Genomic DNA, 22,962 nt, shown 5'->3' on the forward strand with positions numbered 1-22,962 from the left:
GTCCGGTGCGATTCCGGCGCTGTCCCGCAACTGTCATAGCCAGGTCGCCTGCCTCTGCGCCGACGTCATCAACCCTCGTGGAAAAGGGTGATCCGTCGCTCATCGCGGGTCTCTCGGTTCCGACAGTGTGAAAGGACTACTCGTGAGGCCCGTACGCACGGCCTTCGCGGGCGCGCTGCTGGGAACGCTCGTCCTGGCCGGATGTGGCCAGACCGGCGCCAATGTCGCCCCCTCGAACTCCCCCGCCGACCCCCCTGCCACCACCGCGGCGAGCACCGGGGACTTCCCGGTCACCGTCGAGGCGGGCAACGGCAAGGTCACCCTCGCCAAGAAGCCGGAACGCATCGTCTCCCTCTCGGCCACCCACACCGAGACGCTGTTCGCGGTCGGCGCCGGCCCCCAGGTCGTCGCGGTGGACGACCAGTCGAACTACCCGCCGCAGGCCCCCAAGAGCGACCTGTCCGGCTTCAAGCCGAACGTCGAGGCGATCATCGCCAAGAAGCCCGACCTGGTCATCCTCTCCAACGACCAGGACAAGATCGTCGCCGAGCTGGCCAAGGTGAACGTCCCCGTCCTGCTCGAACCGGCCGCCACCGGGCTGGAGGAGGCGTACGAGGAGATCGGCGAGATCGGCGCGGCCACCGGCAACAAGGCCAAGGCCGACGAGGTCGTCTCCGGCATGAAGGCGGCCATGGCCAAGCTGGCCGCCGACGCCCCCAAGGACAAGAAGCTCACCTACTACCACGAGCTCGACCAGACGCCCTACGCCGCCACGTCCAAGACGTTCATCGGCCAGGTCTACGGCATGTTCGGGCTGACCAACATCGCCGACCAGGCCCCGGACGCGGCGGGCGGCTACCCCAAGCTGTCGGCCGAGTTCGTCGCCCAGGCCGACCCCGCGCTGATCTTCCTGGCCGACGTCAAGTGCTGCCAGCAGAGCAAGGAGACGCTGGCCAAGCGGCCCGGCTGGAAGAACCTCTCGGCCGTCAAGAACGACCAGGTGATCCAGCTCGACGACGACCTCGCCTCCCGCTGGGGCCCGCGCGTCGTGGACCTGGCCCAGGCGATCGGCGCGGCCGTGGCCAAGGCCGGCGGCGCGGGCTGACGGTGACAGGCAAGGCGCAGCCGTCGAGGGCGCGTCCGGTCTGGGTGGCGGGCGCCCTGGCCGTGCTGGCCCTCACGATGGTCGCCGGGCTGCTCGGCGGCGCGGCGGACATCTCGCCGTGGCAGGTGGTCCTCCAGGTGGCGGACTGGTTGCCGTTCGTCTCGGCCGACTCGGGCCTCGCGCCGGTCGAGCAGGGCCTGCTGTACGAGCTGCGCCTGCCCAGGGTGCTCGTCGCCGCGGTCGTGGGCGGCCTGCTGGCCATGGCCGGCGCCGGGTACCAGGGCGTGTTCCGCAACCCGCTGGCCGACCCGTACCTGCTGGGGGCCGCCTCCGGCGCCGGGCTGGCCACGACGCTGGCCATCGTGCTGCTGCCCGGCGCGAGCGCGAGCATCCCCGTCGCCGCCTTCGCCGGGGCGGTGGGCGGGGTGTTCCTGGCGTACACGCTGGGCAACGCGGCCGGCCGCTCCGGCGGCGCCGGTGGCGGCACGGCCACCCTGGTGCTGGCCGGGGTGGCGGTCACGTCGTTCCTGACCGCGATCCAGACGTTCGTCCAGCAGCTCAAGGTCGAGGAGCTGGAGCGCATCTACTCCTGGATCCTCGGCGACGTCGGCGGCGGATGGGACCAGCTCCTGCTGGTGCTGCCGTACGCCGCGGTCTCCTCCGTCCTGCTCCTGCTGCACGGCAGGATGCTGGACGTGCTCAGCGTCGGCGACGAGGAGGCCGGCAGCCTCGGCGTACGGGCCGGGCGGGTGCGCCTGACCGTGCTCGTGGCCGCCTCGCTGGCCACCGCGTCGGCCGTCGCGGTCAGCGGGCTCATCGGGTTCGTCGGCGTGGTCGTGCCGCACGTCGTCCGGCGGCTGGCGGGCGGCTCGTACCGGATCGTGCTGCCGCTGTCGCTGATCGGCGGCGCGGCCTTCCTCGTGGCGGCCGACCTCATCGCCCGTACCGTGATCGCGCCGGCCGAACTGCCCATCGGGGTCGTCACGATGTTCGTCGGGGCGCCGTTCTTCGTCGGCGTCCTGCGTATGACCAGGCGGGTGGCCACGTGATCGGCGTACGGGCCCTGTCGGTGCGCCTGGGCGAGCGCGACGTGCTGACCGGCGTGGACGCGCACGTGCGGCGCGGCGAGTGGCTGGCGATCATCGGGCCCAACGGCGCGGGCAAGTCCACGCTGCTCAAGACCGTCATGGGCGCGATCGTCCCGCAGCGGGGCGAGGTCGTGCTCGACGAGCGCCCGCTCGCCGCGCTCAAGCCCCGCGAGCGCGCCAGGCTGCTGGCCTACGCCCCGCAGACGCCCGCCCTGCCGCCCGACATGACGGTCTTCGACTACGCCCTGCTGGGACGCACGCCGTACATCCCCTACCTGGGACGCGAGAGCCGGCACGACCGCGAGGTGACCGCGTCCGTGCTGGACCGGCTGGACCTGACCTCCTTCGCCGGACGCCGCGTCGGCGAGCTGTCCGGCGGCGAGCGCCAGCGCGTCGTGCTGGCCAGGGCGCTGGCCCAGCAGGCCCCCGTGCTGCTGCTCGACGAGCCCACCACCGCGCTCGACCTCGGCCACCAGCAGCAGGTGCTGGAGCTCGTCGACCGCCTGCGCCGCGCCGACGGCCTGACCGTCGTCACCACCCTGCACGACCTGACCGTGGCCGGCCTGTACGCCGACAGCCTGATGCTGCTGGCCGACGGCCGCGCCGCCGCCACCGGCCGCCCCGACCAGGTGCTCACCGAGGCGCTGATCGGACGGCACTTCGACGCCCGTGTCAAGATCGAGCCGGGCCCCGACGGGCGGCCCGTGGTGCACCTGGTGCGAGGTGGGACGTGAAGCTGACCTATCGCGTGGAGGAGGGGACCCGGCTGGGGTCCCTGCTGTGGGAGTTCGGGCCCGGCTTCCGCATGATCTCCTCGGCCATGCTCGGCGGCGGCATCGGCCCCCGAGAATGGGTGCTGAACGCCCAGGTCGTGGCCGGTTACGCCCGGATGGACCCGGTGGACCACCTGGTCGAGCTGGGGCCGCCCGGCCCCGGCGTCGGCATGCTGACCGCCGCCTCCGTCGACCGGTACGTCCGGGCCGCCGACGGGGGAGCCGAGGCCGTGGCCACCGTCGGGCTGCGCGTCCCCACCTGGGCCGCCGCCCCCGAGGGCGCCGCCGACCCCGAGCTCGCCCCCATGCGGGCGGGCACCGTCAACATCGTGACCGTCCTGCCCGTCGCCATGACCGACGCCGCCCTGGTGAACCTTGTCATGACGGTCACCGAGGCCAAGACCCAGGCGCTGATCGAGGCCGGCTACCCCTGCACGGGCACCGCCTCGGACGCCGTGTGCGTGGTCGTCCCGCAGGACGGCCCCGAGCAGCTCTTCGGCGGCCCCCGCTCGGAGTGGGGCGCCCGCGCGGCCCGCGCCGTCCACACAGCCGTCCGCCGCGGCGCCGAGGCGTGGCGCCCCGGTGACTACAGGTGAGCATTTTGGGGGAAGTAGCATGTGGACAAGGGCGTGACTCCCGATACTGAGTGGGTGACCGCATTGGCGATCGAACCCCCCACAAGGTGCACCGTTCTTCCCGGCCCGGACGATGACCTCCTTACGTTCCCCAACGGCGGGAACCGTTACGAGCGTGTCTACGGGAGCCTGGTGGTGAGTCCTCCCTCCACCCCCGATCACCAACGAGTGATCAGCCGGCTGCTGGTGATCCTCGACGACGCGGCCACGCCCGGGCTGGAGCCCTTGCCGGGCGTCGGCGTTCGCGCCGGCGAGGGGTGCCTCTACATCCCCGACCTCGTCGTGGTGCCCGAGAAAGCCTGCGGGTCGGGGCCGCTCGTGGCCAGCGATGTGCTGCTGGCCGTGGAGGTCGCGGGCCCGCACGCCCGACTACTCGACGGTACGAGCAAAGTGCTGGCCTACGCGGCAGCCGGGATTCCCCTCTACTGGCGTGTGGAGCCCGACGAGGGGCCGACGCTCTACGTCTACGAGCTCGACGACGACTCCTACAAGGGGCCCGTCGCGTATGAGGCGGGCACCACGGTCAGTCTCTCGGCTCCCTATCCGGTGAGCTTCGACCCGGCCGTCCTGACCGGTCCCCGGAGGGCGAAGCCGTAGTCCTTCTCGGCGCCTTCGGGGGTGATGTGGCCTGACTCCAGGTCGGCGAGGATCGCCGCCGGGTCCCTTTCCGACGGGGGGCCGAGGCCGCCGCCGCCCGTGGTCTCCACGACGAACGCCTCGCCCGCCGCGAACCGCACGTTGTTGACCTTCGAGGCCAGGCGTTCCACCCGCCCGTCCGGGTGGCGCTTGTGGAAGCCGCCCACCCTGCCGGGCAGGCCGCCGTCCCGGCCCGGGGGCGGGAGGCGCAGGCGGTCGCCGCGGGTGGTGACGTGGCAGTCGGCCAGGAAGCGGTAGACGGTACGCGAGCCGAGCCCGCCCCGGAAGCGGCCGGGGCCGCCGGAGTCGGCGATCGTCTCGACCGACTCCACGATCAGCGGGCAGCGGCTCTCCACCGGCTCGGCCTGCGGCACCGAGTTGCGGCCGATGCCGAAGTGCACGCCCGTCGCGTCCGGCCCGTCCAGCCCCTGCCGGGCGCCCACTCCGCCGAAGTCGTAGGACAGGTGGATCCAGTACGGCGCCCCCACCGCCGCGATCGAGAACGGCTGGAGGATCCCGCTGGCCGCGATCGCGCGGTCCGGCATCGCGTCCGACATCGCCTGGAACACCGCTTCCATGGCGGCGTAGATGGGGACGTACCGGCCGCCGCACGGATGCGGGGAACGGGCGTTCAGCAGGGAGCCCGCCGGCAGGACGACCTCGATCGCGCGCAGGCAGCCGTCGTTCATCGGGATCGTCGGGTCCAGGAAGCAGCGCACCGCGAAGACGGCCGCCGCCAGCGACTGCGACGCCGAGGCGTTGATCGCGGCGGGCACCTGCGGCCCGGTGCCGGTGAAGTCCAGGACGGCCGCGTCCCCGCCCAGCGTGACGGCGACCCGCACGTGGTGCGCCACCCCCGGCCGCACCCCGTCGTCGTCGATCGGGTACGACGCCTCGAACCGGCCCCGGGGCAGCTCCGCCAGCGCCGCGCGGGTCCTGGTCTCGGTGTGGTCCAGGTAGTCCTCGACGCCCGCGGCCAGGCCCGCCACGCCGTACTCGGCCATCAGGGCCTCCACGCGGGCTGCGGCCACCGCCGTCCCGGCCACCAGCGCCCGCACGTCGCCCATGACCTTGTCGGGCGTGCGGCTGTTGGCCCGCAGGACGGCCTCCACGGCCGGTTCGAGGCCGTCCCGGGTGGCCAGGCGGACCGGCGGGAGCTGGAGCCCTTCGAGGAAGATGTCGGTGGCCAGCGGCGCCATCCCGCCGGCCGACAGCCCGCCCAGGTCCGAGACATGGATCATGGTGGCGGTGAAGTACGCCGGGACCCCGCCGGCGAACACCGGCCGGTAGACCAGCAGGTCGTTGGTGTGCACGCCGCCCCGGTAGGCGTCGTTGAGCGCGTACGCCTCGCCGGGCCGCATGGTGTGCGGCGGGACGTCCTTCAGCAACTCGGGCAGCGCGACCTTCAGGGCCATGCTGTTCATCAGCGTGGTCGCCATGGACTGCGCGACCAGCCTGCCCCCGGCGTCCAGGATCGCCGCCGAGGCGTCGGAGCCCTCCACGATGAACGTCGAGTACGCCGACCGCACCACCACGATGCTGGCCTCCTCGGCGGCCACGACCAGCGCGTTCCTCAGCACCTCGGCGGTCAGCGCGTCGTTCACGCGGCGCCCTCCAGGGTCAGGCGCACCGCGCCGGACGGGCCGGCCGCGGCCCGCCAGCCGGGCGGGACGACGATCGTGGACCCGGCGTCCTCGACGATCGCCGGGCCGCGCACCCGGTCCAGCGTCCGCCGCGGGTGCACGGGGACGTCGAGCCACCCCCCGGCCTCGGGGAAGTACGCCCTCCTGCGGCCCTCCGCGCCGCCGCCGGGCGGCTCGGGCCGGCGGGGAGGGGCGGCGGTGGCGGGCGCGGTGGCGGGCGCGGTGGCGGGCGCGGGGGCGGTGGCGTCCGTGACGCGGACGCGGTAGCTGACCAGCTCGATCTCCCCCTGCTGGGCAATCCCATACACCTGCGCATATTTCGCGAAGAATCGTGACGCCAGCTCCTCCCGCGACTCCGCCCACTCCACGGTCAGGTCGTGCGACTGGCCCTTGAAGCGCACGTCCACCGACCGGGCCACCCGCACCCGGGCGACGCCCAGATCGGCGGCGGCGTCGGCGGCCAGCGCGGCGAACACCTCCTCCGGGTCGCCCGCGTCCAGCCGCGACAGCACCCGGTCCGTCGAGAGCGCCCCCGCCAGCAGCCCGGCCGCCGAGGCCACCCCGCAGTACGCGGGCACCACCACCGTCGCGATCCCGAACCGCCGCGCCACCCCGGCCGCGTGCATCGGCCCCGCGCCGCCGAAGGCCACCAGCGCGAACCCCCGCGGGTCGATCCCGCGCTGGACCGTCACCACGTGCACGGCCGCGGCCATCGAGGCGTTGACGATCTCGTGCACGGCGTGCGCCGCCTCCTCCCGGGACACCCCGAGCGGCCCGGCCAGCCGGTCCACGGCCTTGGCCGCGAGCGGCTCCGACAGCGGCGCCGACAGCGGCGTCGAGGCCGGGGAGAGGTAGCCGAGCACGAGGTCGGCGTCGGTGACCGTCGGCTCGCCGCCGCCGAGCCCGTAGCACGCGGGACCGGGGGAGGAGCCCGCCGACCGGGGCCCGACGCGCAGCGCGCCCGCCGGGTCCAGCCACGCGATGCTGCCCCCGCCCGCGCCGACCTCGGCCAGGTCGATGGCCGGGGTCTTGATCGGCACGCCGGTGCCCGCCCGCCGCCCGCCGAAGCTGCCCTTGCCGCCCACGTGGAACTCGTGGGTGATCTCCGGACGTCCCCCGCGCACCACGCACGCCTTGGCCGTCGTGCCGCCCATGTCGAACGAGATCACGTCCGGCAGCCCGGTCCCGGCCGCCGCCAGCACCCCGGCGGCCGGGCCCGACTCGATCGTGGACACCGCCCGCCGGGCCGCCAGCTCGGCCGAGACGACGCCGCCGCCGGACTCCATGACGTGCACGGGCGCGTCGATCCCGATCGCGGCCAGGCGCTCGCGCAGGCGCGACAGGTAGGAGGTCATCAGCGGGCCGATGTAGGCGGACATGATGGTGGTGGTGGCGCGCTCGTACTCGCGGATCTCGGGCCAGATCTCGCAGGAGGCCACCACGTGCGGCACGTGCTCGCGCAGGATCGCCGCGGCCCGCCGTTCGTGGGCGGGCTCGGCGTAGGAGTGCAGCAGGCAGACGGCCGCCGAGGTGATGCCGCGCCGGGCGATCTCCGCGGCGGCCCGCCGTACCGAGCCCGGGTCCAGGGGGGTGAGCACGTCGCCGCGGGCCGAGACGCGCTCGTCCACCTCGAAGCAGTCGCCGGGCGCGACCGGGGGAGGGGGCGGGGTGAAGCGCAGGTCGTACCGGTCCTCCTCCACGCGGGCGTGCCGCCCGAGCGGGACGGCGGCGCGGAAGCCCCTGGTGGTCACGAACGCCACCCGCGCGCCGGTGCGTTCGAGCACCGCGTTGGTCGCCAGCGTGGTGGCGTGCACGACCCGGGTGACCCGGGCGGGGTCCACGGATCCGAGCGCGCGAGTAACGCCGGTGAGTATGCCCGCGATGGGGTCGTCGTGGGTGCTCAGACACTTGGCCACGGCGGCGACCCCGCCGGGGCCGCTCAGGACCACGTCGGTGAAGGTGCCGCCGACGTCGACGCCGATCGCGAACCCCATCCCGGTACGGTAGATCCCCGAGCAAGCGCTTGTCTATGTATCGATCTCTTGACTTACGGCATCTGATTGGGAACCTGGACGTATTCAGTGTTTGGAGCCAAGATGGCGCGCATCACAGCTCTGGCGGGCGGCATGGCGGCGGCGCTCGTGCTGCTCGCGATCCCCGCGGCTCTCCCCGCCGCGGCCCACAACCATCCCAGCGGGATCACCGACCTGGTGACGCCGGCCGTGGTGCGGGTGGAGGCGGTGTCCCATGTGGAGATCACCCTGCTCGACCACATCGGCGAGCTGAAACACGTGGAGCGCTCCTACGACATCCCGTTCGCGTCGGGCACGGGGACCGTCGTCAACCCCGAGGGCGACGTCGTCACGCTCAGGCGCAACGCCGTCAACCCGGACGACGTCGCCGTCTACGCCGCCAACAAGATCTTCGCCGAGCACCACAAGGTGAAGATCCCGCTCGACTACCAGAAGCACAAGCTCAAGGACGACCTGCTCGACCACCACCTGCAGGAGTGCTACCCGCCCAAGACCAGCACCGCCACCTGCATCATCGACGTGACCACCGACATCACGGTGTTCACCAACGTCTCGCCGCCCGGCCAGGGCCTGAAGTACAAGTGCATCAAGGCCGGCAAGACCCCCGACACCCCCGCCGTGCTGGTCCCGCTCACGCCCGCCGCCGGCGGCGTCGGCATGCCGACCGCGCCGCTCGCCGACAAGGTGCCCGAGCAGGAGGGCTCGCCGACCAACGTGGCCGGCTTCCTCGGCCGGCCCGGACCCGGCGTCCAGGAGACCGTGCAGATCGCCCACCTGGCCAAGGGCGGCCAGGCCGGCGTGTCCGGCAGGCCGTTCGCCGACCCCGAGAAGAAGGTGGACGAGCCGGTCAAGCTGGGCGCGCTGGTCGACCAGGGCCTGGCCGGCGCGCCGGTGATCGGCGACAAGGACGGGCACGTCATCGGCATGCTCATCGGCGGCGGCAAGACCGCCACCATGCTGGGCGTCAGGGAGATCACCGCGACCCTGGCCGCGGCCAAGGTCGCGCCGCGCAGAGGCGCGATCGACACCGCCTTCGAGGCCGCGCTGACCCGCTACCACACCAGGTACTACACCGAGGCGGCGCCGGGCTTCCAGCGCGTGCTGGAGCTCTACCCCGGCAACGTGGTGGCCGCCACGCTGCTCAAGACGTCGCTGGCCAAGCGCGGCGGGCCCGAGGACCAGGGCACCAAGCAGGCGGCGGCGCCCCCGTCGCGCTCCACGCCGCTGTGGCCGTTCCTGGTGGCGGCCGGGCTGCTGCTCATCGCCGGGGCCGGCCTGGTGTTCCTGCTGTGGCGGCGGCGGGCCCCGGACAGACCGGTCGAGCTGCCGGAGCCCCTGCCGGTGCCCTCGCCGTTCGACGAGGGCGCCAGCCAGACCGTCGTCGTGCGCCGCTCGCAGCCGTTCCAGGCGGTCCCGCAGCAGCAGCAGGTGATGACCGCCCCCGACTCGCCGCCGGTCAAATACTGCACCTCGTGCGGCATGAGGCTCGGCCCGGCCCATCGTTTCTGCGGCTACTGCGGCCATCCCATCGAGACGTGATGCAATTGAACGACAGATCGCTCATCGGCCAGGAGGTGGCCGGGTACTACATCGAGGACATCGTCGGCAAGGGCGGCATGGCCGTCGTCTACCTGGCGCTCGACCCCCGGCTCAGCCGCCGCGTGGCGTTGAAGATCCTCAACCCGGTGCTCTCCGTGGACGACAGGTTCCGCCAGCGCTTCATCCTGGAGTCCAGGACGGTCGCCAGCATCGAGCACCCCAACATCATCCCCATCTACGAGGCCAACGCCGACGCCGACGGCGTGCTGTACATCGCCATGCGCTACGTGGACGGCCTCGACCTGCGCCGGCTCATCTACGACCGGGGCCCGCTGCCGCTCGCCCAGGCCAGCCAGATCTTCGCCCAGACGGCCGCCGCGCTCGACGCCGCGCACGCCCACGACCTGATCCACCGCGACGTGAAACCGGCCAACATCCTGCTGGCCGGCGACCACGTCTACCTGACCGACTTCGGCATCACCAAGCACCGCTCGTCGATCTCCGGCCTGACCCAGACCGACCAGTTCATCGGCACGCCCCGGTACATGTCGCCCGAGCAGATCAACAAGGAGCACATCGACGGCCGGTGCGACCAGTACGCGCTGGCCTGCGTGGTCTACGAGGCGCTGAGCGCGCGGCTGCCGTTCCAGCGGGAGAACGACATCGCGCTGCTGTGGGCGCACCTGGCCGAGCAGCCCGCGCCGCTGTCGCAGCTGCGTCCCGAGCTGCCGCCGCAGGTGGACGTCGTGATGGCGCGGGCGCTGGCCAAGGCGCCCGAGCAGCGTTACGCCACCTGCGTCGAGTTCGTGACCGCGCTGCGCGACGCGCTCAGCGGCCTGGAGGCCGAGCCGGGCGGCCGGCACCCGTCGGGGCCGCATCCGGTGCCGCACGCCGTCCCGCGCACCGGCCCGCACGCCGCGCCGGTCCCGGGAGCGGCGGGCCCGCTGACCGGCCCGCGTACGGGGCCTCAGGCCGTCCCACGGACCGGCCCGCAGCAGAGCCCGTACGCGGTGCCCGGCACCGGCCCGCACGGCCTGGGGCAGCCCTCGGGGCCGCACGAGGCCCATTCCCGGCGCGCCGCCCCCACCCATCCCACCGCTCCGGCCAGGCGGCCGGGGCGGCTGCCGATCGTGGCGGTCACGCTGGTGGCCGCCGTGGCCGCGCTGACGCTGGTCGCGATGATCATCTTCAACCACCGCGGCGACACCTGGTCGCGCTACGCCGCCAGCGCCGCCGCGCCGCTGGCCTTCGAGTACCCCGGCGACTGGTCCGCGCGCACCCACCAGGACCTGTTCGCGGTGGCCTCGCCGCACGCCACCGAGTTCGAGTCGCTGTTCGTGGCCGGTCCGGGCGCCGACTGGTCGGCGATCTCCCAGATCGTCGCCGACGACCCCGACAGCGCCGTGGGCGTGTACGTCCAGGTCTCCGACACCCTCGACGCGGGCGGCGACTCCGAGCAGATGAAGAGCAAGATGGACAACCTGCTGCCCGGCCAGGTGGACCTGGGCAAGCCGGTCCAGGACCAGGCGGGCAGCAGCCCGGCCACCCGCTTCGACGGCGTGCTGCACGACCCGGCCGGCGGCACCCGGCTCGGATTCGTCAGCTACGTCATCGACCGTCAGCCCAAGACCATGCTCGTGATGTACTTCTGCGCCAAGAACACCTGCGACGACGCCGTCCAGACGCGCATCAGGCAGAGCGTGCGCCTTTCGTAGACTTGTAACTGACTTGTGCCCGGCTTGACCTGGGTGTCCAAGCCGGGCATCGGCCGTCTACCCTCCGCCTGTGGGCATAAGAATCGTCATCGCCGACGACCAGGCGATGGTCAGGGCCGGGTTGCGCATGGTCGTCGAGAGCGACCCCGGCATGGAGGTCGTCGGCGAGGCCGGCGACGGACGCGAGGCCATCGCGGTGGCCCGCCGCACCAGACCCGACATCGTCCTCATGGACATCTCCATGCCCCGGCTCGACGGGCTCGCCGCGGCCAGGGAACTGCTGGACACGCCCTCCCCGCCCAAGGTCATCACGCTCACGACGTTCGACACCGACGAGAACCTCTACGCCGCGCTGCGCGCCGGCACCAGCGGGTTCCTGCTCAAGGTGTCGCCGCCCGAGCAGCTGCTGGAGGCGATCAGGGTGGTGCACGCCGGCGACGCGCTGCTCGACCCGGCCGTGACCAGCCGGGTCATCGCCACCTTCGCCGGGCGCGCCGACCCCCCGCCCTCGCCGATGCTGGCCGAGCTGACGCCGCGCGAGCTGGAGGTGCTGCGGCTGCTGGCCAGGGGGCTGACGAACGCCGAGATCGCCAGAGACCTGTACGTCGGCGAGGCCACGGTCAAGACGCACGTGGCCAGGGTGCTGATGAAACTGTGCCTGCGGGACCGGGCCCAGGCGGTCGTCTTCGCCTACGAATCAGGGGTTGTGCGCCCCGGTGCGGCCTGAGGTTTGACGGACAGGGGGGTACGTATGTGTATATTTTCCGTGAGAAGGCGGTAGTAACAGGAGATATTTCATGCCATCGTTCCCCCGGGTGCTGTTCGACGAGGCCCACAGCGAGTCGTGGACCATCCGCCGCGAGGTCGCCGAGACCATCAACCCCGCCCATCCCGACGACAACAGCTACGCGCGCGCGGCCGCCGCGCTGCGCCATCTGGGGCACGACGTGCTCGCCCACACCGAGGGCGCCCTCACGGCCGGGGCGCTGGCCGGCCAGGACGTCCTGGTGATCGCCCACCCGTCCGGCGACCGGTGGGAGCGCACCACCGGCCACGGCAGCCCCGTCTTCGCCGCCGCCGAGCTGGACGCCGTCGAGGCGTTCGTGGCCGAGGGCGGCGGGCTCGTGGTGCTGGCCGAGGAGGAGCAGGACAAGTACGGCAACAACGTCGCCGAGCTGCTCGCCCGCTTCGGCGTCGGCGTCGGGCACACGACCGTGCGCGACCCGAGGAACGCCCACCGCGAGGTCGCCACCTGGGTGCTCGCCGAGCGCGCCACGGGCGACGGCGTGCTGGCCGGCGTCCAGCGGGCCTGCTTCTACCGTTCGGGCGTCCTGACCGCCCCCGAGGAGGCGACGGTGCTGTTCGCCACCTCGGCCACCGCCGACCCGGCGGGCGCGCCGCTGGCCCTCGCCCTGCGGCACGGCAAGGGCCGGGTCGTCGTGTTCGCCGACTCCGACCTGTTCGGCGACGACTCGATCGAGGACTACGACCACCGCAGGCTCTGGGGCAACGTGATCACCTGGGCCGCCCGCGTCCCCGGCGGCGACGAGGCCGCCGGGTCCCGGGACGAGGCCAAGGCCGCGCTGTTCGCCCGGCTCAAGGAGGCCGTGGAGGAGCTGAAGCCGCTGCAGGTCAAGGACGGCTCGGTGCCGGAGGAGAAGGAGCGGGCCAAGGCGCTGGTCGCCGAGATCGGCCGCCGCGTTGGCGAAATTTCGCCTTATTTCCCCCATGACGCCGCGTACCTCCAGGCCGTCCAGGACGACCTGGCCGCCTGGGCCGACCAGGACCTCGGCGTGCCCGACTTCCTGCGCGCCCTGGACCTCTTCCACCCCGACACCCAGCGCGTGGACGGCCTGGAGCACGTCGTGGTGTTCCCCATGTACACCCAGAACGGCAACCTCAGCCGCAACCTCGAAGCCGTCTGGATCCGCACCATCTGGCCCGACTGGCTGGCCAGGCTGGAGGCGGGCGGCTACGACAACCCGATGTTCGTGCCGATCGCGTTCGAGGACTTCACCTCCGGCTACGACACCCACTCGGCCGTGCTGTTCCCCGAGACGGTCGCGGTGAGCCAGGCCCCGGCCCGCTTCACCTGGGGCGGCATCTTCGCCGACCGCGAGTCCGCCCGGTTCCGCCGGGTCTCGGCGGCGGCCGCCGCCACGCTCCGGCTCGACCTGCCGCCGGACGCCGCCCGCCTGCTGGACTCCCAGCAGCTCGCCCAGGACACGTTCGTGCTGTGGGACCTGATCCACGACCGCACGCACAGCCACGGCGACCTGCCGTTCGACCCGTTCATGATCAAGCAGCGGATGCCGTACTGGCTGTACTCGCTGGAGGAGCTGCGCTGCGACCTGACGGCGTTCGGCGAGGCCGTGGAGCTGGAGGGCAAGGGCGTGCCGCACGCCCGGTACGTGCAGCTCGCCATCCTGTTCGACCGGCTGTTCAGGTTCCCGGTCACCGGTGACCGGGTGCGCAACTACGACGGGCTCGGCGGCCAGCTGCTCTTCGCGTACCTGCACCGCAACGACATCGTCCGCTGGACCGACAACCGGCTCACCATCGACTGGGAGCGGGTCGCGGACGGCGTGGCCGACCTGCGGGGCGAGGTCGAGAAGCTGTACCGCGACAGCATCGACCGCTCCAAGCTGGCGCACTGGCTGGCCGCGCACGAGCTGGTCAGCGCGTACGTGCCGCCGGCGCCCGGCTCGGTGTGGGCCAAGGGCGTCCAGGCCCTGCCCGAGGAGCAGAAGGCCAAGGTGGACGCGGTGCTGCCGGACGAGTTCCCGCTCAGCATGTTCTACGAGGCGCTGCGCCGTAAGCTGACAGACGTGGTCGAGTCGACTAAGGGGATCCGCGCATGATCATCCTGGTGACCGGGGCCGGCGGCCCCACGGGTGAAGCCGTTTCCGAGCACTTCCGCAAGCAGGGGCACACCGTGATCGGGGTCGACAAGGACGACGTCGACCTGCTCGACCGCGCGGCCGTCCAGGACCTCGCGGCCCGGATCGACGCCGAGCACGGCCGGGTCGACGGCGTGGTCCACCTGGTCGGCGGCTGGCGCGGCTCGCGCACCTTCGCCGAGACCCGCCTGGAGGACTGGGACGACCTGCACGACCTGCTGATCCGCACGCTCCAGCACGTGTCGCTGGCCTTCGAGCCGCTGCTGCGCAAGAGCGACAACGGCCGGTTCGTGATCATCTCCGCCAAGGCCGCCCAGCGCCCCACGGCGGGCGGCGCGGCCTACGCGGCGGCCAAGGCGGCCTCGGAGGCGTGGACGCTCTCCCTGGCCGACGCGCTGTCCGGCACGACGGCCGCGGCGGTCATACTGGTGGTGAAGGCCCTGGTCAACGACGCGATGAGGGCCGCGAAGCCGGAGGCGAAGTTCCCCGGCTTCACCGACGTCGGCGACCTGGCGGAGGCGATCGCCGGCCTCTACGACCGCCCCGCCGCAGACATCAACGGCACCCGATTGGACCTCACTTCTTGATCCCCCGGCACGACCCCCAGCTCAAGGCGTTCGCCAGCGACAACTACGCCGGCGTGCACCCGGAGATCCTCCAGGCCATCGTCCAGGCCAACGGCGGTCACCAGATCGCCTACGGCGACGACGTCTACACCGAGGCGCTGCAGCAGGTCTTCCAGCGGCACTTCGGCGACGGGGCGCGGGCCTGGCCGGTCTTCAACGGCACGGCGGCCAACGTGGTCTCGCTGCGCGCGATGACCGCCCACTGGGAGGCGGTCATCTGCGCCGAGAGCGCCCACATCCACACCGACGAGGGCGGCGCCCCCGAGGTGGCGGGCGGCATCAAGCTGCTCACCGTGCCCACGCCCGACGGCAAGCTCACCCCCGAGCTGATCGACCGCCAGGCGTGGGGCTTCGGCGACGTGCACCGGGCCCAGCCCAAGGTGGTGTCCATCTCCAACACCACCGAGTGGGGCACCGTCTACACGCCCGAGGAGATCGCCGCGATCTGCGCCCATGCGCACGAGCTCGGCCTGCTCGTCCACCTCGACGGCTCGCGGCTGACCAACGCCGCCGCCGCGCTCGACGTGCCGATGCGGGCCCTGACCACCGACGCGGGCGTGGACGTGCTCTCCTTCGGCGGCACCAAGATCGGCCTGCTGTACGGCGAGGCCGTCGTGGTGCTCAACCCGTCGGCGGCCACCGGCGTCGACTACATCCGCAAGACGTTCATGCAGCTGTCGTCCAAGATGCGGTTCGTCTCGGCGCAGTTCGAGGCGCTGCTCTCGGGCGACCTGTGGCTGCGCAACGCGCGGCAGGCCAACGCCATGGGGCGGCGGCTGGCCGAGGCCGTGGGGCGCATCCCGGGCGTCACGCTGCCCCGGCCCGTGGAGGCCAACGCGGTCTTCGCGATCCTGCCGGCGGACGTGACCGAGCGGCTGCAGAAGCGCTTCCGCTTCTACACCTGGAACGAGGCGACCGGCGAGGTGCGCTGGATGTGCGCCTTCGACACCACCGAGGCGGACGTCGACGCGTTCGCGGCGGCGGTCGCCGAGGAGATGCGGGCCTGACCGCCGGTCAGGAGGCGTGCCGCTCCGCCTGCGTGGCCAGGCGGGCGGCCTGCCAGCCGCCCATCCCGTGCACGCCGGGCCCCGGCGGCGTCGAGGACGAGCAGAGGAACACCCCGGGCAGCGGGGTGCGCCACGGCGCGGCCGACCAGACCGGCCGCCGCACGAGCTGGACCAGGTCGTTGAGCCCGCCGCCGATGTCGCCGCCGACCAGGTTGGGGTTGCCCGCCTCCAGGGCGGCGGGGCCGGTCGCGTGCCTGGCCAGCACCCTGTCGCGGAAGCCGGGCGCGTACCGCTCGATCTGGGCCTCGACGACGTCCGTCAGGTCCGCCGCCCAGCCGTTGGGGACGTGGCAGTAGGCCCACAGCGTGTGCCCGCCCCTGGTCGGATCGGCCGCGTACGGCTGGACGACCAGCACGTACGGGCGGGGCGAGTGGCGTCCGGCGGCGACCTCGGCCTCGGCGAGCGCGATCTCCTCCAGCGTCCCGCCGAGGTGCACGGTCCCGGCCCGCGCGACCTCCGGGTCACGCCAGGGCACCGGGCCGTCGAGCGCCCAGTCCAGCTTGAAGACGCCGGGCCCGTACCGGTAGCGGCGCAGGCCGCGGCGGTAACCGGCGGGCAGGTCGGCCATCGCGAGGAACTGCCGGGGCGTCACGTCGAGCACCACCGTCCGGGCGTCGAGCTCGTCGAGCCGCTCGACCCGGTGGCCGGTCACCGCCTCGCCGCCCAGCGAGCGCAGCTCGGCCACCAGGGCGTCGGCCAGCACCTGCGAGCCGCCGCGCACGAGCGGCCAGCCCACCAGGTGGGCCAGCGCCCCGAGCACCAGCCCGTAACCGGCGCTGACGGGCGAGCGCAGGTCGAGCATGGAGTGCGCGGCCAGCCCGGCCAGCAGCGCCCGCCCCTCGACGGTGCGCAGCGCCCGGCGGCCGAACGTCGTGGCCGGCAGCGCGGCCGCGGCCCCGAACCCGGCCGCCCGCGCGAACGTGCGCGGCCCGGCCCGCCACGGCCCGAGCGGGCTGAGCAGCACCTCCATGAGCGGGAACCCGGCCCGCGCCGCCGCGCCCGCGGTCGCCTGCCAGACCCGGCCGTCGCGGCCGAGCCCTTCGGCCGTACGGGCCGCGTCGCGGTGCAGCAGCACGGCCGGACGGTCGTCGAGCGGATGGGCCGCGGCCACCGGGGGATGGGCGAACTCGACCCCCTTGAGGTCGAGCGCCCGCATCGCCGGCGAGGCCAGCGCCATCGCCATCACGGTGGCGCCCAGGTCGTGCACCCGGCCGGGCAGCGTCAGCTCGCCGGAGCGCAGCCCGCCGCCGAACCGGTCGGCCGCCTCCAGCAGCAGCACCTCGCGCCCGGCGCGGGCCAGCATGACCGCGGCCGTCAGCCCGTTGGGGCCCGACCCCACGACGACCGTCTCAGCCCTTGCGGTGATCATGGCGCCCGCCCTTCCGCGCTCCGGGGTTCCAGCCTCTCACGCCGCCCCGCGCGGGGTTCAGGGAGCCAGGATCGACGGGTACGGCTGCGCCCCCCGCTGCTTGAGCAGGTCGGTCATCAGCCTGATCTCACCGCTCTGCCCCTGGACGATCTTCTGGGCCATGCCGGCCACCTCGTCCCGCTTGGACAGCTTGAGCAGCCCCTCGGCCATCTCCACGCCGCCCTCGTGGTGGCGGATCATGAGCTGCAGGAACAGCACCTCGGCCTGGACGCCCTGCAGCTCCTTGAGCTTGGCCAGCTCTTGAGGCGAGGCCATGCCGGGCATCGAGCCCGGAGCCGTGCCGGGAGCGGCGGGCGTGGCCCCGTGGCCGTGGCCCGCCATCCAGGCCATCGGGCGCTGGTCGGTCGCCTGGTCGAGACCCCACTGCTGCAACCAGCCCTGGAACATGCCGCGCTGGTTGGACTGCGTGGTGATGATGTCGAAGGCGAGGTTCCTGATCTCCTTGGCCGGGCTCTTGTCCCGGATGACGAACGCCATCTCCACGGCCTGCGCGTGATGCGTGGCCATGTCGCGGGCGAACCCGGCCTCGGGCGAGGAGTCTCCGGGGGTGGAGTCGCGGCCGAACAGCAGGAACGCCGCGGCGAGGAGCACCAGCACGGCGCAGACGATCAGAACGGGTTTTCTGGCGGGCTTTTCCATGGCCCGTCCAGCGTACCCATCCCCGCGCAAGCTGTGATCCGACGCTTATGCGCCTCTTATTCTCCGCATACGCCGGTAGGGCATAGGGTGACCGCAGTCAGGTACGCCGATGGAGGGACGATGACGAAGGAGAAGGCGCAGGCGCGGCGCGAGCATCTGCAGAAGATGCGGGCCGAGCAGCAGCGCAAACAACGCCGCGCCGCACTGCTCATGTGGGGGACGGGCGGTCTCATCGTCGTGCTCCTCGTCGGCGTGGTCGGCGTCTACCTGGTCAACCAGGCGCGCGCGACCTCGCTCGACGCGGTGGCCAACTACAAGTACGAGGCCGGGCAGCACGTCGCCAAGTCGGTCACGTACAAGGAGGTCCCGCCCGTCGGCGGCGAGCACAACAACTACTGGCAGCAGTGCGCGGTCTACGACAAGCCGATCCACAACGAGCACGCGGTGCACTCGCTGGAGCACGGCGCGGTCTGGATCACCTACCGCCCCGACCTGCCCAAGGCGCAGCTCGACGCGCTGAAGGAAGTGGCGACCTCCACCGGCCAGCAGGACTACATGCTGGTCAGCCCCTACCCGGGCCTGCCGGCGCCGATCGTCGCCTCGACGTGGGGCCACCAGCTCAAGCTCCAGGACCCGTCCGACCCCAAGCTCCCGGCCTTCATCAAGAAGTACCAGAACGGCCGTGACACCCCCGAGCCGGGCGCCGTGTGCGGCGGCGCCGACGCCATCACCACCACGTCGGACCAGGCTCCGCTGCCGCCCGAGCCGACCGGCAACACCCCGATGGAGACGCTGGCGCCCTCGCCCAGCCAGTCCAAGTAACACCCCCTTCGCGCGACGTCGAGGGCCCGGCTCCGGCCGGGCCCTCGACGGCTGTTCAAGGGTTCCGCTAGAGGTCGCCGACGAGCAGGCCGCGGCGCAGGCGCGCGTACTCCTCGAAGCTGATGCGGCCGTCGCCGTCGGCGTCGGCCCGCTGGAAGGCGGCCGAGAGCCCGTCGTCGCGGTTCCACAGCGTGCGGAACTCCGCGGCGGTGAGCTCGCCGTCGCCGTCGTGGTCGGCGAGGTCGAAGGTGGCGCGGAACATGGGGTTCAGCACGCCGTCGAGCGTGCCCGTGCGCACCAGCGCCTGGAAGGACTCGACGTACTCCTCCCTGCTGATCCGGCCGTCGTGGTCGGCGTCGAGGGCGTGGACGTGGACGTCCCAGGTGTCGAGGAACGCCGCCACGACCTTCCGCCCCTCGGGGGTGTCCGGCCGGGCGCCGGCCCGCAGGATGCGGTTGCGGGCCAGCGCGATGTAGTCGTCCTTGGTCAGGAAGCCGTCGCCGTCGGTGTCGAGGTCGTCGAAGTTGCGTTCCGCGCTGCCGCGCAGGAGCACCGGATCCATCCAAGCCTCCGTTGTCACGGATCGTCATGGTCTCGTGACTCACCGTAACGCGGCGATCGGTGACGGCCAAGGCCCGGTCCCGTTCCGCGCGACCGGGCCTGTCCCGTACCCGGCTCAGGCCAGCGCCTCCTCCAGCGGCGACCACTCCAGGCCGTGCGCCTCGGCCACCGGCCGGCTGGTCAGGCGTCCCTCGTGGGTGCTCACGCCCGCGGCCAGGGCGGCGTCCGTGCGGACCGCCTCGCGCCAGCCCTTCCCCGCGACGGCCAGCGCGTACGGCAGCGTCACGTTGGTCAGCGCGAACGTCGAGGTGTGCGGCACCGCGCCCGGCATGTTGGCCACGCAGTAGAAGACCGACTCGTGCACCCGGTACGTCGGCTCGGCGTGCGTGGTCGGCCGCGAGCCCTCGAAGCAGCCGCCCTGGTCGATCGAGATGTCCACCAGCACCGAGCCCGGCTTCATCCGGCTCACCAGGTCGTCGGTGACCAGCATGGGCGCCTTGGCCCCCGGCACCAGCACCGCGCCGATGACCAGGTCGGCCTCCAGCACGGCCTTCTCGATCTCCAGGGTGTTCGACGCGACCGTCTGGCAGTGGCCCTGGTAGATCATGTCCGCCTGGCGGAGCTTGTCGATGTTGCGGTCGAGGAGCAGCACCTCGGCCTGCATGCCGAGCGCGATGGCGGCGGCGTTCATCCCGGACACCCCGGCGCCGATCACCACGACGTTCGCCGCCCGCACGCCGGACACGCCGCCCATGAGCACGCCCCTGCCGCCCTGCGAGCGCATCAGGTGGTACGCGCCGACCTGCGGCGCCAGCCGTCCGGCCACCTCCGACATCGGGGCGAGCAGGGGCAGCGAGCCGTCCCTGTTCTGCACGGTCTCGTACGCGATGGACGTGACGCCCGAGTCGAGCAGGGCCCTGGTCAGGGGGCCCGAGGCGGCCAGGTGGAGATAGGTGAACAGGATCTGGCCCTTGCGCATCCGGTGGTACTCCTCGGCCACCGGCTCCTTCACCTTCATGATCAGGTCGCACGTGGCCCACACCTCGTCGGCGTGCGGCGCGATGACGGCGCCCGCCGCGGCGTAGTCCTCGTCCGGGATGGCCGAGCCGAGGCCCGCGTGCCGTTCGACGTGGACCTGGTGCCCGTGGCGGACCAGTTCGTGGACGCCCGCGGGGGTGAGTGCGACGCGGTACTCGCTGTTCTTGACCTCGCGGGGAACTCCGACCTTCATGGGGTCATCCCTCGTTCGCGTGGAAAGTTGCCGACAACCTGCGTTCTCATTTCCATTTTTCCTCCGATCTCACAGACAGGTGAGGATTTTTCGGCTGATTACCCCGCTGCTGCCCGTCCTCGATAAGCTCACCGGCAGCCCGAACGTCAGGATGGGGTCGTCAACGATGGACAGACCGGTAGAGGCGCCTCCCGCGGAGCCGGAAGAGCCGGAGGAGCCCGGGGAGCCGAAGGCCAGCCGTCTCACCACCATCGTGCTGACCGTCTCGCTGGTGCTCGTGGTCGTCGTGGCGGGCGTGCTCGGCACGGTCGCCGTCCTGATGACCAAGAGCCCCGACAGCCCCCTCCTCGGCGGCGCGCCGCCGCAGCGCCTGGCCACGCCCATCCACTTCGCGCCGGTCAAGGAGACCAAGACCGCGCCCTGCCCGGGTGACCCGGCCGTGCTCGACGAGCAGCAGACCACCTGTTACCTCCTGGAGGACGGCGTCACGGTCGGCGCCGTGCAGCGGATCGAGGCCGTCCGGGGGACCGACAACTCCTACTCGGTGCGCATCGCGGTCGCGCCGGTCTTCAAGGACCGGCTGGTGCGGCTCATCGACGAGCTCCAGCCCACGCAGCGGCAGGTCGCGATCGTGCTGGCGCCCGAAGGCGAGCAGACGCCGAAGACGGTCCTGGCCGCGCCGGTCGTCACGCAGAGCATGGACGGCGACAGCCTGAGCATCGCGGGCTTCACCAAGGAGGAGGCCGACGCGCTGGTGGTCCGGATGCTCGGCACGCCGCCGTCCCAGCCGTCGCAGCCGGGCACCGACCAGCAGCCCCAGCAGCCGACGGACCAGCAGCCCACGAACCAGCAACCGACGGACCAGCAGCAGCCCACGAACCAGCAGCCGACGGACCAGCAGCCGCAGCAGCCCGCGGACACCGGCCAGGGCACCGCGACCACCGGCACGACCGCCCCCGCGGGCGTCGCCCGCGTGCCCGACAGGCGGTACGCGAGCTGCAAGGAGGCCCAGGCCGCCGGCGACGGCCCCTACACGCGCGGACGGCATGAGGAGTACTCCTGGTATCCCGACCTCGACCACAACGGCGTGGCCTGCAACAGCGCTGACATCCGCTAACCGAACAGGGCCCGGAGGGCGTCGATGCCGAAGTAGGCCAGGAAGACCAGCGAGACGGCCCACAACAGCCACGGGATCTCCGCGAACCGGCCCCTGGCCGCCTTGATCAGCGTGTACGAGATCACCCCGGCCCCCACCCCGTTCGTGATCGAGTACGTGAACGGCATCAGCGCGATCGTCAGGAACGCCGGGACGGCCAGCTCGATGTCGGTCCAGGGCACGTTCTTGGACTGCGTCATCATCAGCGCCCCGACCAGCACCAGCGCGGGCGCCGCCGCGGCCGCCGGCACCACCGCGGCGATCGGCGTGAACAGCAGCGTCAGCCCGAGCAGCGCCCCGGTCACGACGCTGGCCAGACCGGTGCGCGCCCCCTCGCCCACGCCCGCGGCCGACTCGACGAAGACGGTGTTGGCCGAGGCGCTGACCGAGCCGCCGATCATGCCCGCGACGCCGTCGACGGTCAGGATGCGGCCCAGCCGCGGCACCCGTCCGATCTGGTCGACGAGCCCGGCCTCGTCGCTGACGCCGATGATCGTGCCCATCGCGTCGAAGAAGCCGGACAGCACCAGCGTGAACAGCACCACGGTCGCGGTCAGCGCGCCCGCCCTGGCGAACCCGCCGAACAGGTCGAACTGCCACACCAGCCCGAAGCTCGGCGCCGAGACCAGGGACTCGGGCATGTGCGGCACGACCACCCCCCACTCCTTGGCGGGGACGGTCAGCAGCGAGTTGACCAGGACGGCCAGCACCGCGGTGACCGCGATGCTGACGAGGATGGCGGCCGGGGTCCTGCGCACGTACAGGACGATCATCAGCAGCAGGCCGAAGGAGAAGAGCGTGACCGGCCAGCCCGTGAGATGGCCGGTCGCGCCGAGCTGCACGGGGGTGCCGGTGCCCCGGGCGACGAAACCCGCGTCCACCAGGCCGATCAGGGCGATGAACAGGCCGATGCCGACGCTGATCGCGTGCTTGAGCGCCAGCGGGATCGCGTTCATGATCAGGGTGCGCAGGCCGGTGACGGCCAGGACGATGATGACCGCGCCCTCCAGCACGACCAGGCCCATCGCCTGCGGCCAGGTCATGTGCGGCGCGGCCTGGTAGGCGACCACCGCGTTCAGCCCGAGCCCGGCGGCCAGCGCGAACGGCGCGTTGCCGACGAAGGCCATGAGGAGCGTGGACAGCGCGGCGGCCAGCGCGGTCGAGGTGGTCAGCTCGGCGATGGACAGCCGGGCGCCGGTGACGTCCTGCGCGCCGGCCAGGATGATCGGGTTGAGCAGGATGATGTAGGCCATCGCCATGAAAGTGGTCAGGCCGCCGCGGACCTCGCGTCCGACGGTCGTCCCCCGCCCGGTCAGCTCGAAGAGTCTGTCGAGCACCACACGTCCCCCTCGTCATGATCGAGG

The 22,962-nt window shown here is 72.6% G+C and carries 20 protein-coding genes; 13 read left to right on the top strand and 7 right to left on the bottom strand.

Annotated elements, in window-relative coordinates; all coding sequences use genetic code 11:
* Positions 1-142: 142 nt before the first annotated feature.
* The 5 genes from ACIBST_RS11465 to ACIBST_RS11485 all read left to right on the top strand — a co-directional run bounded on the left by ACIBST_RS11465 (position 143) and on the right by ACIBST_RS11485 (position 4,198).
* The gene (locus tag ACIBST_RS11465; RefSeq protein ID WP_397170980.1) at positions 143-1,105 is read left to right on the top strand and encodes an ABC transporter substrate-binding protein; all 963 of its coding nucleotides are present in this window, start codon (positions 143-145) and stop codon (positions 1,103-1,105) included.
* A 2-nt stretch (positions 1,106-1,107) separates the two neighbouring features.
* On the top strand, positions 1,108-2,154 hold the full coding sequence (locus tag ACIBST_RS11470; protein WP_397170982.1) for a FecCD family ABC transporter permease: 1,047 nt from the start codon (positions 1,108-1,110) through the stop codon (positions 2,152-2,154).
* Positions 2,151-2,927, top strand: a complete 777-nt coding sequence (locus ACIBST_RS11475; protein WP_397170984.1) for an ABC transporter ATP-binding protein — start codon at positions 2,151-2,153, stop codon at positions 2,925-2,927. The genes ACIBST_RS11470 and ACIBST_RS11475 overlap by 4 nt, the downstream gene beginning before the upstream one ends.
* Positions 2,924-3,562, top strand: a complete 639-nt coding sequence (locus tag ACIBST_RS11480; protein WP_387647836.1) for an adenosylcobinamide amidohydrolase — start codon at positions 2,924-2,926, stop codon at positions 3,560-3,562. Before ACIBST_RS11475 ends, ACIBST_RS11480 begins: the two co-directional genes overlap by 4 nt.
* Positions 3,563-3,733: 171 nt before the next feature.
* Positions 3,734-4,198: a Uma2 family endonuclease gene (locus ACIBST_RS11485; protein WP_397170986.1), complete on the top strand. Its 465-nt coding sequence runs from the start codon at positions 3,734-3,736 to the stop codon at positions 4,196-4,198.
* Here the strand turns inward: ACIBST_RS11485 and ACIBST_RS11490 are convergent.
* Together ACIBST_RS11490 and ACIBST_RS11495 are read right to left on the bottom strand one after the other, a co-directional pair.
* On the bottom strand, positions 4,141-5,841 hold the full coding sequence (locus ACIBST_RS11490; RefSeq protein ID WP_397170988.1) for a hydantoinase B/oxoprolinase family protein: 1,701 nt from the start codon (positions 5,839-5,841) through the stop codon (positions 4,141-4,143). The genes ACIBST_RS11485 and ACIBST_RS11490 overlap by 58 nt on opposite strands.
* A complete protein-coding gene (locus ACIBST_RS11495) occupies positions 5,838-7,874 on the bottom strand; it encodes a hydantoinase/oxoprolinase family protein (protein ID WP_397170990.1) in 2,037 nt (678 codons plus the stop codon). The genes ACIBST_RS11490 and ACIBST_RS11495 overlap by 4 nt, the downstream gene beginning before the upstream one ends.
* 102 nt (positions 7,875-7,976) lie before the next feature.
* On the opposite strand from ACIBST_RS11495, the gene ACIBST_RS11500 reads away from it, so the two are divergent.
* From ACIBST_RS11500 to ACIBST_RS11525, 6 genes are all read left to right on the top strand, one after another.
* Positions 7,977-9,452, top strand: a complete 1,476-nt coding sequence (locus ACIBST_RS11500; protein ID WP_397170992.1) for a hypothetical protein — start codon at positions 7,977-7,979, stop codon at positions 9,450-9,452.
* Complete coding sequence (locus ACIBST_RS11505; protein ID WP_397171645.1) at positions 9,452-11,167, top strand: serine/threonine protein kinase; 1,716 nt, start codon at positions 9,452-9,454, stop codon at positions 11,165-11,167. Before ACIBST_RS11500 ends, ACIBST_RS11505 begins: the two co-directional genes overlap by 1 nt.
* Before the next feature lie 70 nt (positions 11,168-11,237).
* Positions 11,238-11,894 (top strand): response regulator, encoded by a 657-nt coding sequence (locus tag ACIBST_RS11510; protein ID WP_397170994.1) that lies wholly within the window; start codon positions 11,238-11,240, stop codon positions 11,892-11,894.
* Positions 11,895-11,964: 70 nt separating this feature from the next.
* Entirely contained in the window at positions 11,965-14,028 is a 2,064-nt protein-coding gene (locus ACIBST_RS11515; protein ID WP_397170995.1) for a DUF6421 family protein, read from the top strand.
* On the top strand, positions 14,025-14,654 hold the full coding sequence (locus ACIBST_RS11520; RefSeq protein WP_397170997.1) for an SDR family NAD(P)-dependent oxidoreductase: 630 nt from the start codon (positions 14,025-14,027) through the stop codon (positions 14,652-14,654). The genes ACIBST_RS11515 and ACIBST_RS11520 overlap by 4 nt, the downstream gene beginning before the upstream one ends.
* Positions 14,651-15,700, top strand: coding sequence for a low specificity L-threonine aldolase (locus tag ACIBST_RS11525; RefSeq protein WP_352353523.1), 1,050 nt, complete (start codon positions 14,651-14,653; stop codon positions 15,698-15,700). The genes ACIBST_RS11520 and ACIBST_RS11525 overlap by 4 nt, the downstream gene beginning before the upstream one ends.
* 7 nt (positions 15,701-15,707) lie before the next feature.
* Here the strand turns inward: ACIBST_RS11525 and ACIBST_RS11530 are convergent, their stop codons facing one another.
* Both ACIBST_RS11530 and ACIBST_RS11535 read right to left on the bottom strand, forming a co-directional pair.
* Complete coding sequence (locus ACIBST_RS11530; protein WP_397170999.1) at positions 15,708-17,129, bottom strand: phytoene desaturase family protein; 1,422 nt, start codon at positions 17,127-17,129, stop codon at positions 15,708-15,710.
* Between the two features lie 57 nt (positions 17,130-17,186).
* Positions 17,187-17,828 carry a DUF305 domain-containing protein gene (locus ACIBST_RS11535; RefSeq protein ID WP_397171000.1) on the bottom strand — a complete coding sequence of 214 codons (642 nt, stop codon included), beginning with the start codon at positions 17,826-17,828 and terminating at the stop codon, positions 17,187-17,189.
* A 120-nt stretch (positions 17,829-17,948) separates the two neighbouring features.
* On the opposite strand from ACIBST_RS11535, the gene ACIBST_RS11540 reads away from it, so the two are divergent.
* On the top strand, positions 17,949-18,650 hold the full coding sequence (locus ACIBST_RS11540) for a DUF3105 domain-containing protein (RefSeq protein ID WP_397171002.1): 702 nt from the start codon (positions 17,949-17,951) through the stop codon (positions 18,648-18,650).
* Between the two features lie 67 nt (positions 18,651-18,717).
* On the opposite strand, the gene ACIBST_RS11545 is transcribed toward ACIBST_RS11540, so the two are convergent.
* Together ACIBST_RS11545 and ald are read right to left on the bottom strand one after the other, a co-directional pair.
* Positions 18,718-19,212, bottom strand: coding sequence for an EF-hand domain-containing protein (locus ACIBST_RS11545; protein WP_397171004.1), 495 nt, complete (start codon positions 19,210-19,212; stop codon positions 18,718-18,720).
* 114 nt (positions 19,213-19,326) lie between these two features.
* The gene (ald, locus tag ACIBST_RS11550; RefSeq protein ID WP_397171006.1) at positions 19,327-20,442 is read right to left on the bottom strand and encodes an alanine dehydrogenase; all 1,116 of its coding nucleotides are present in this window, start codon (positions 20,440-20,442) and stop codon (positions 19,327-19,329) included.
* Positions 20,443-20,608: 166 nt separating this feature from the next.
* Between ald and ACIBST_RS11555 the strand changes: the two genes are divergently transcribed.
* The gene (locus ACIBST_RS11555) at positions 20,609-21,559 is read left to right on the top strand and encodes an excalibur calcium-binding domain-containing protein (protein WP_397171007.1); all 951 of its coding nucleotides are present in this window, start codon (positions 20,609-20,611) and stop codon (positions 21,557-21,559) included.
* Here ACIBST_RS11555 and ACIBST_RS11560 read toward each other — a convergent pair.
* Complete coding sequence (locus ACIBST_RS11560; protein WP_397171009.1) at positions 21,556-22,935, bottom strand: NCS2 family permease; 1,380 nt, start codon at positions 22,933-22,935, stop codon at positions 21,556-21,558. The genes ACIBST_RS11555 and ACIBST_RS11560 overlap by 4 nt on opposite strands.
* Positions 22,936-22,962 lie beyond the last annotated feature (27 nt).

The organism is Nonomuraea sp. NPDC049684 (assembly GCF_044465345.1).
Taxonomy (GTDB): Bacteria; Actinomycetota; Actinomycetes; order Streptosporangiales; family Streptosporangiaceae; genus Nonomuraea.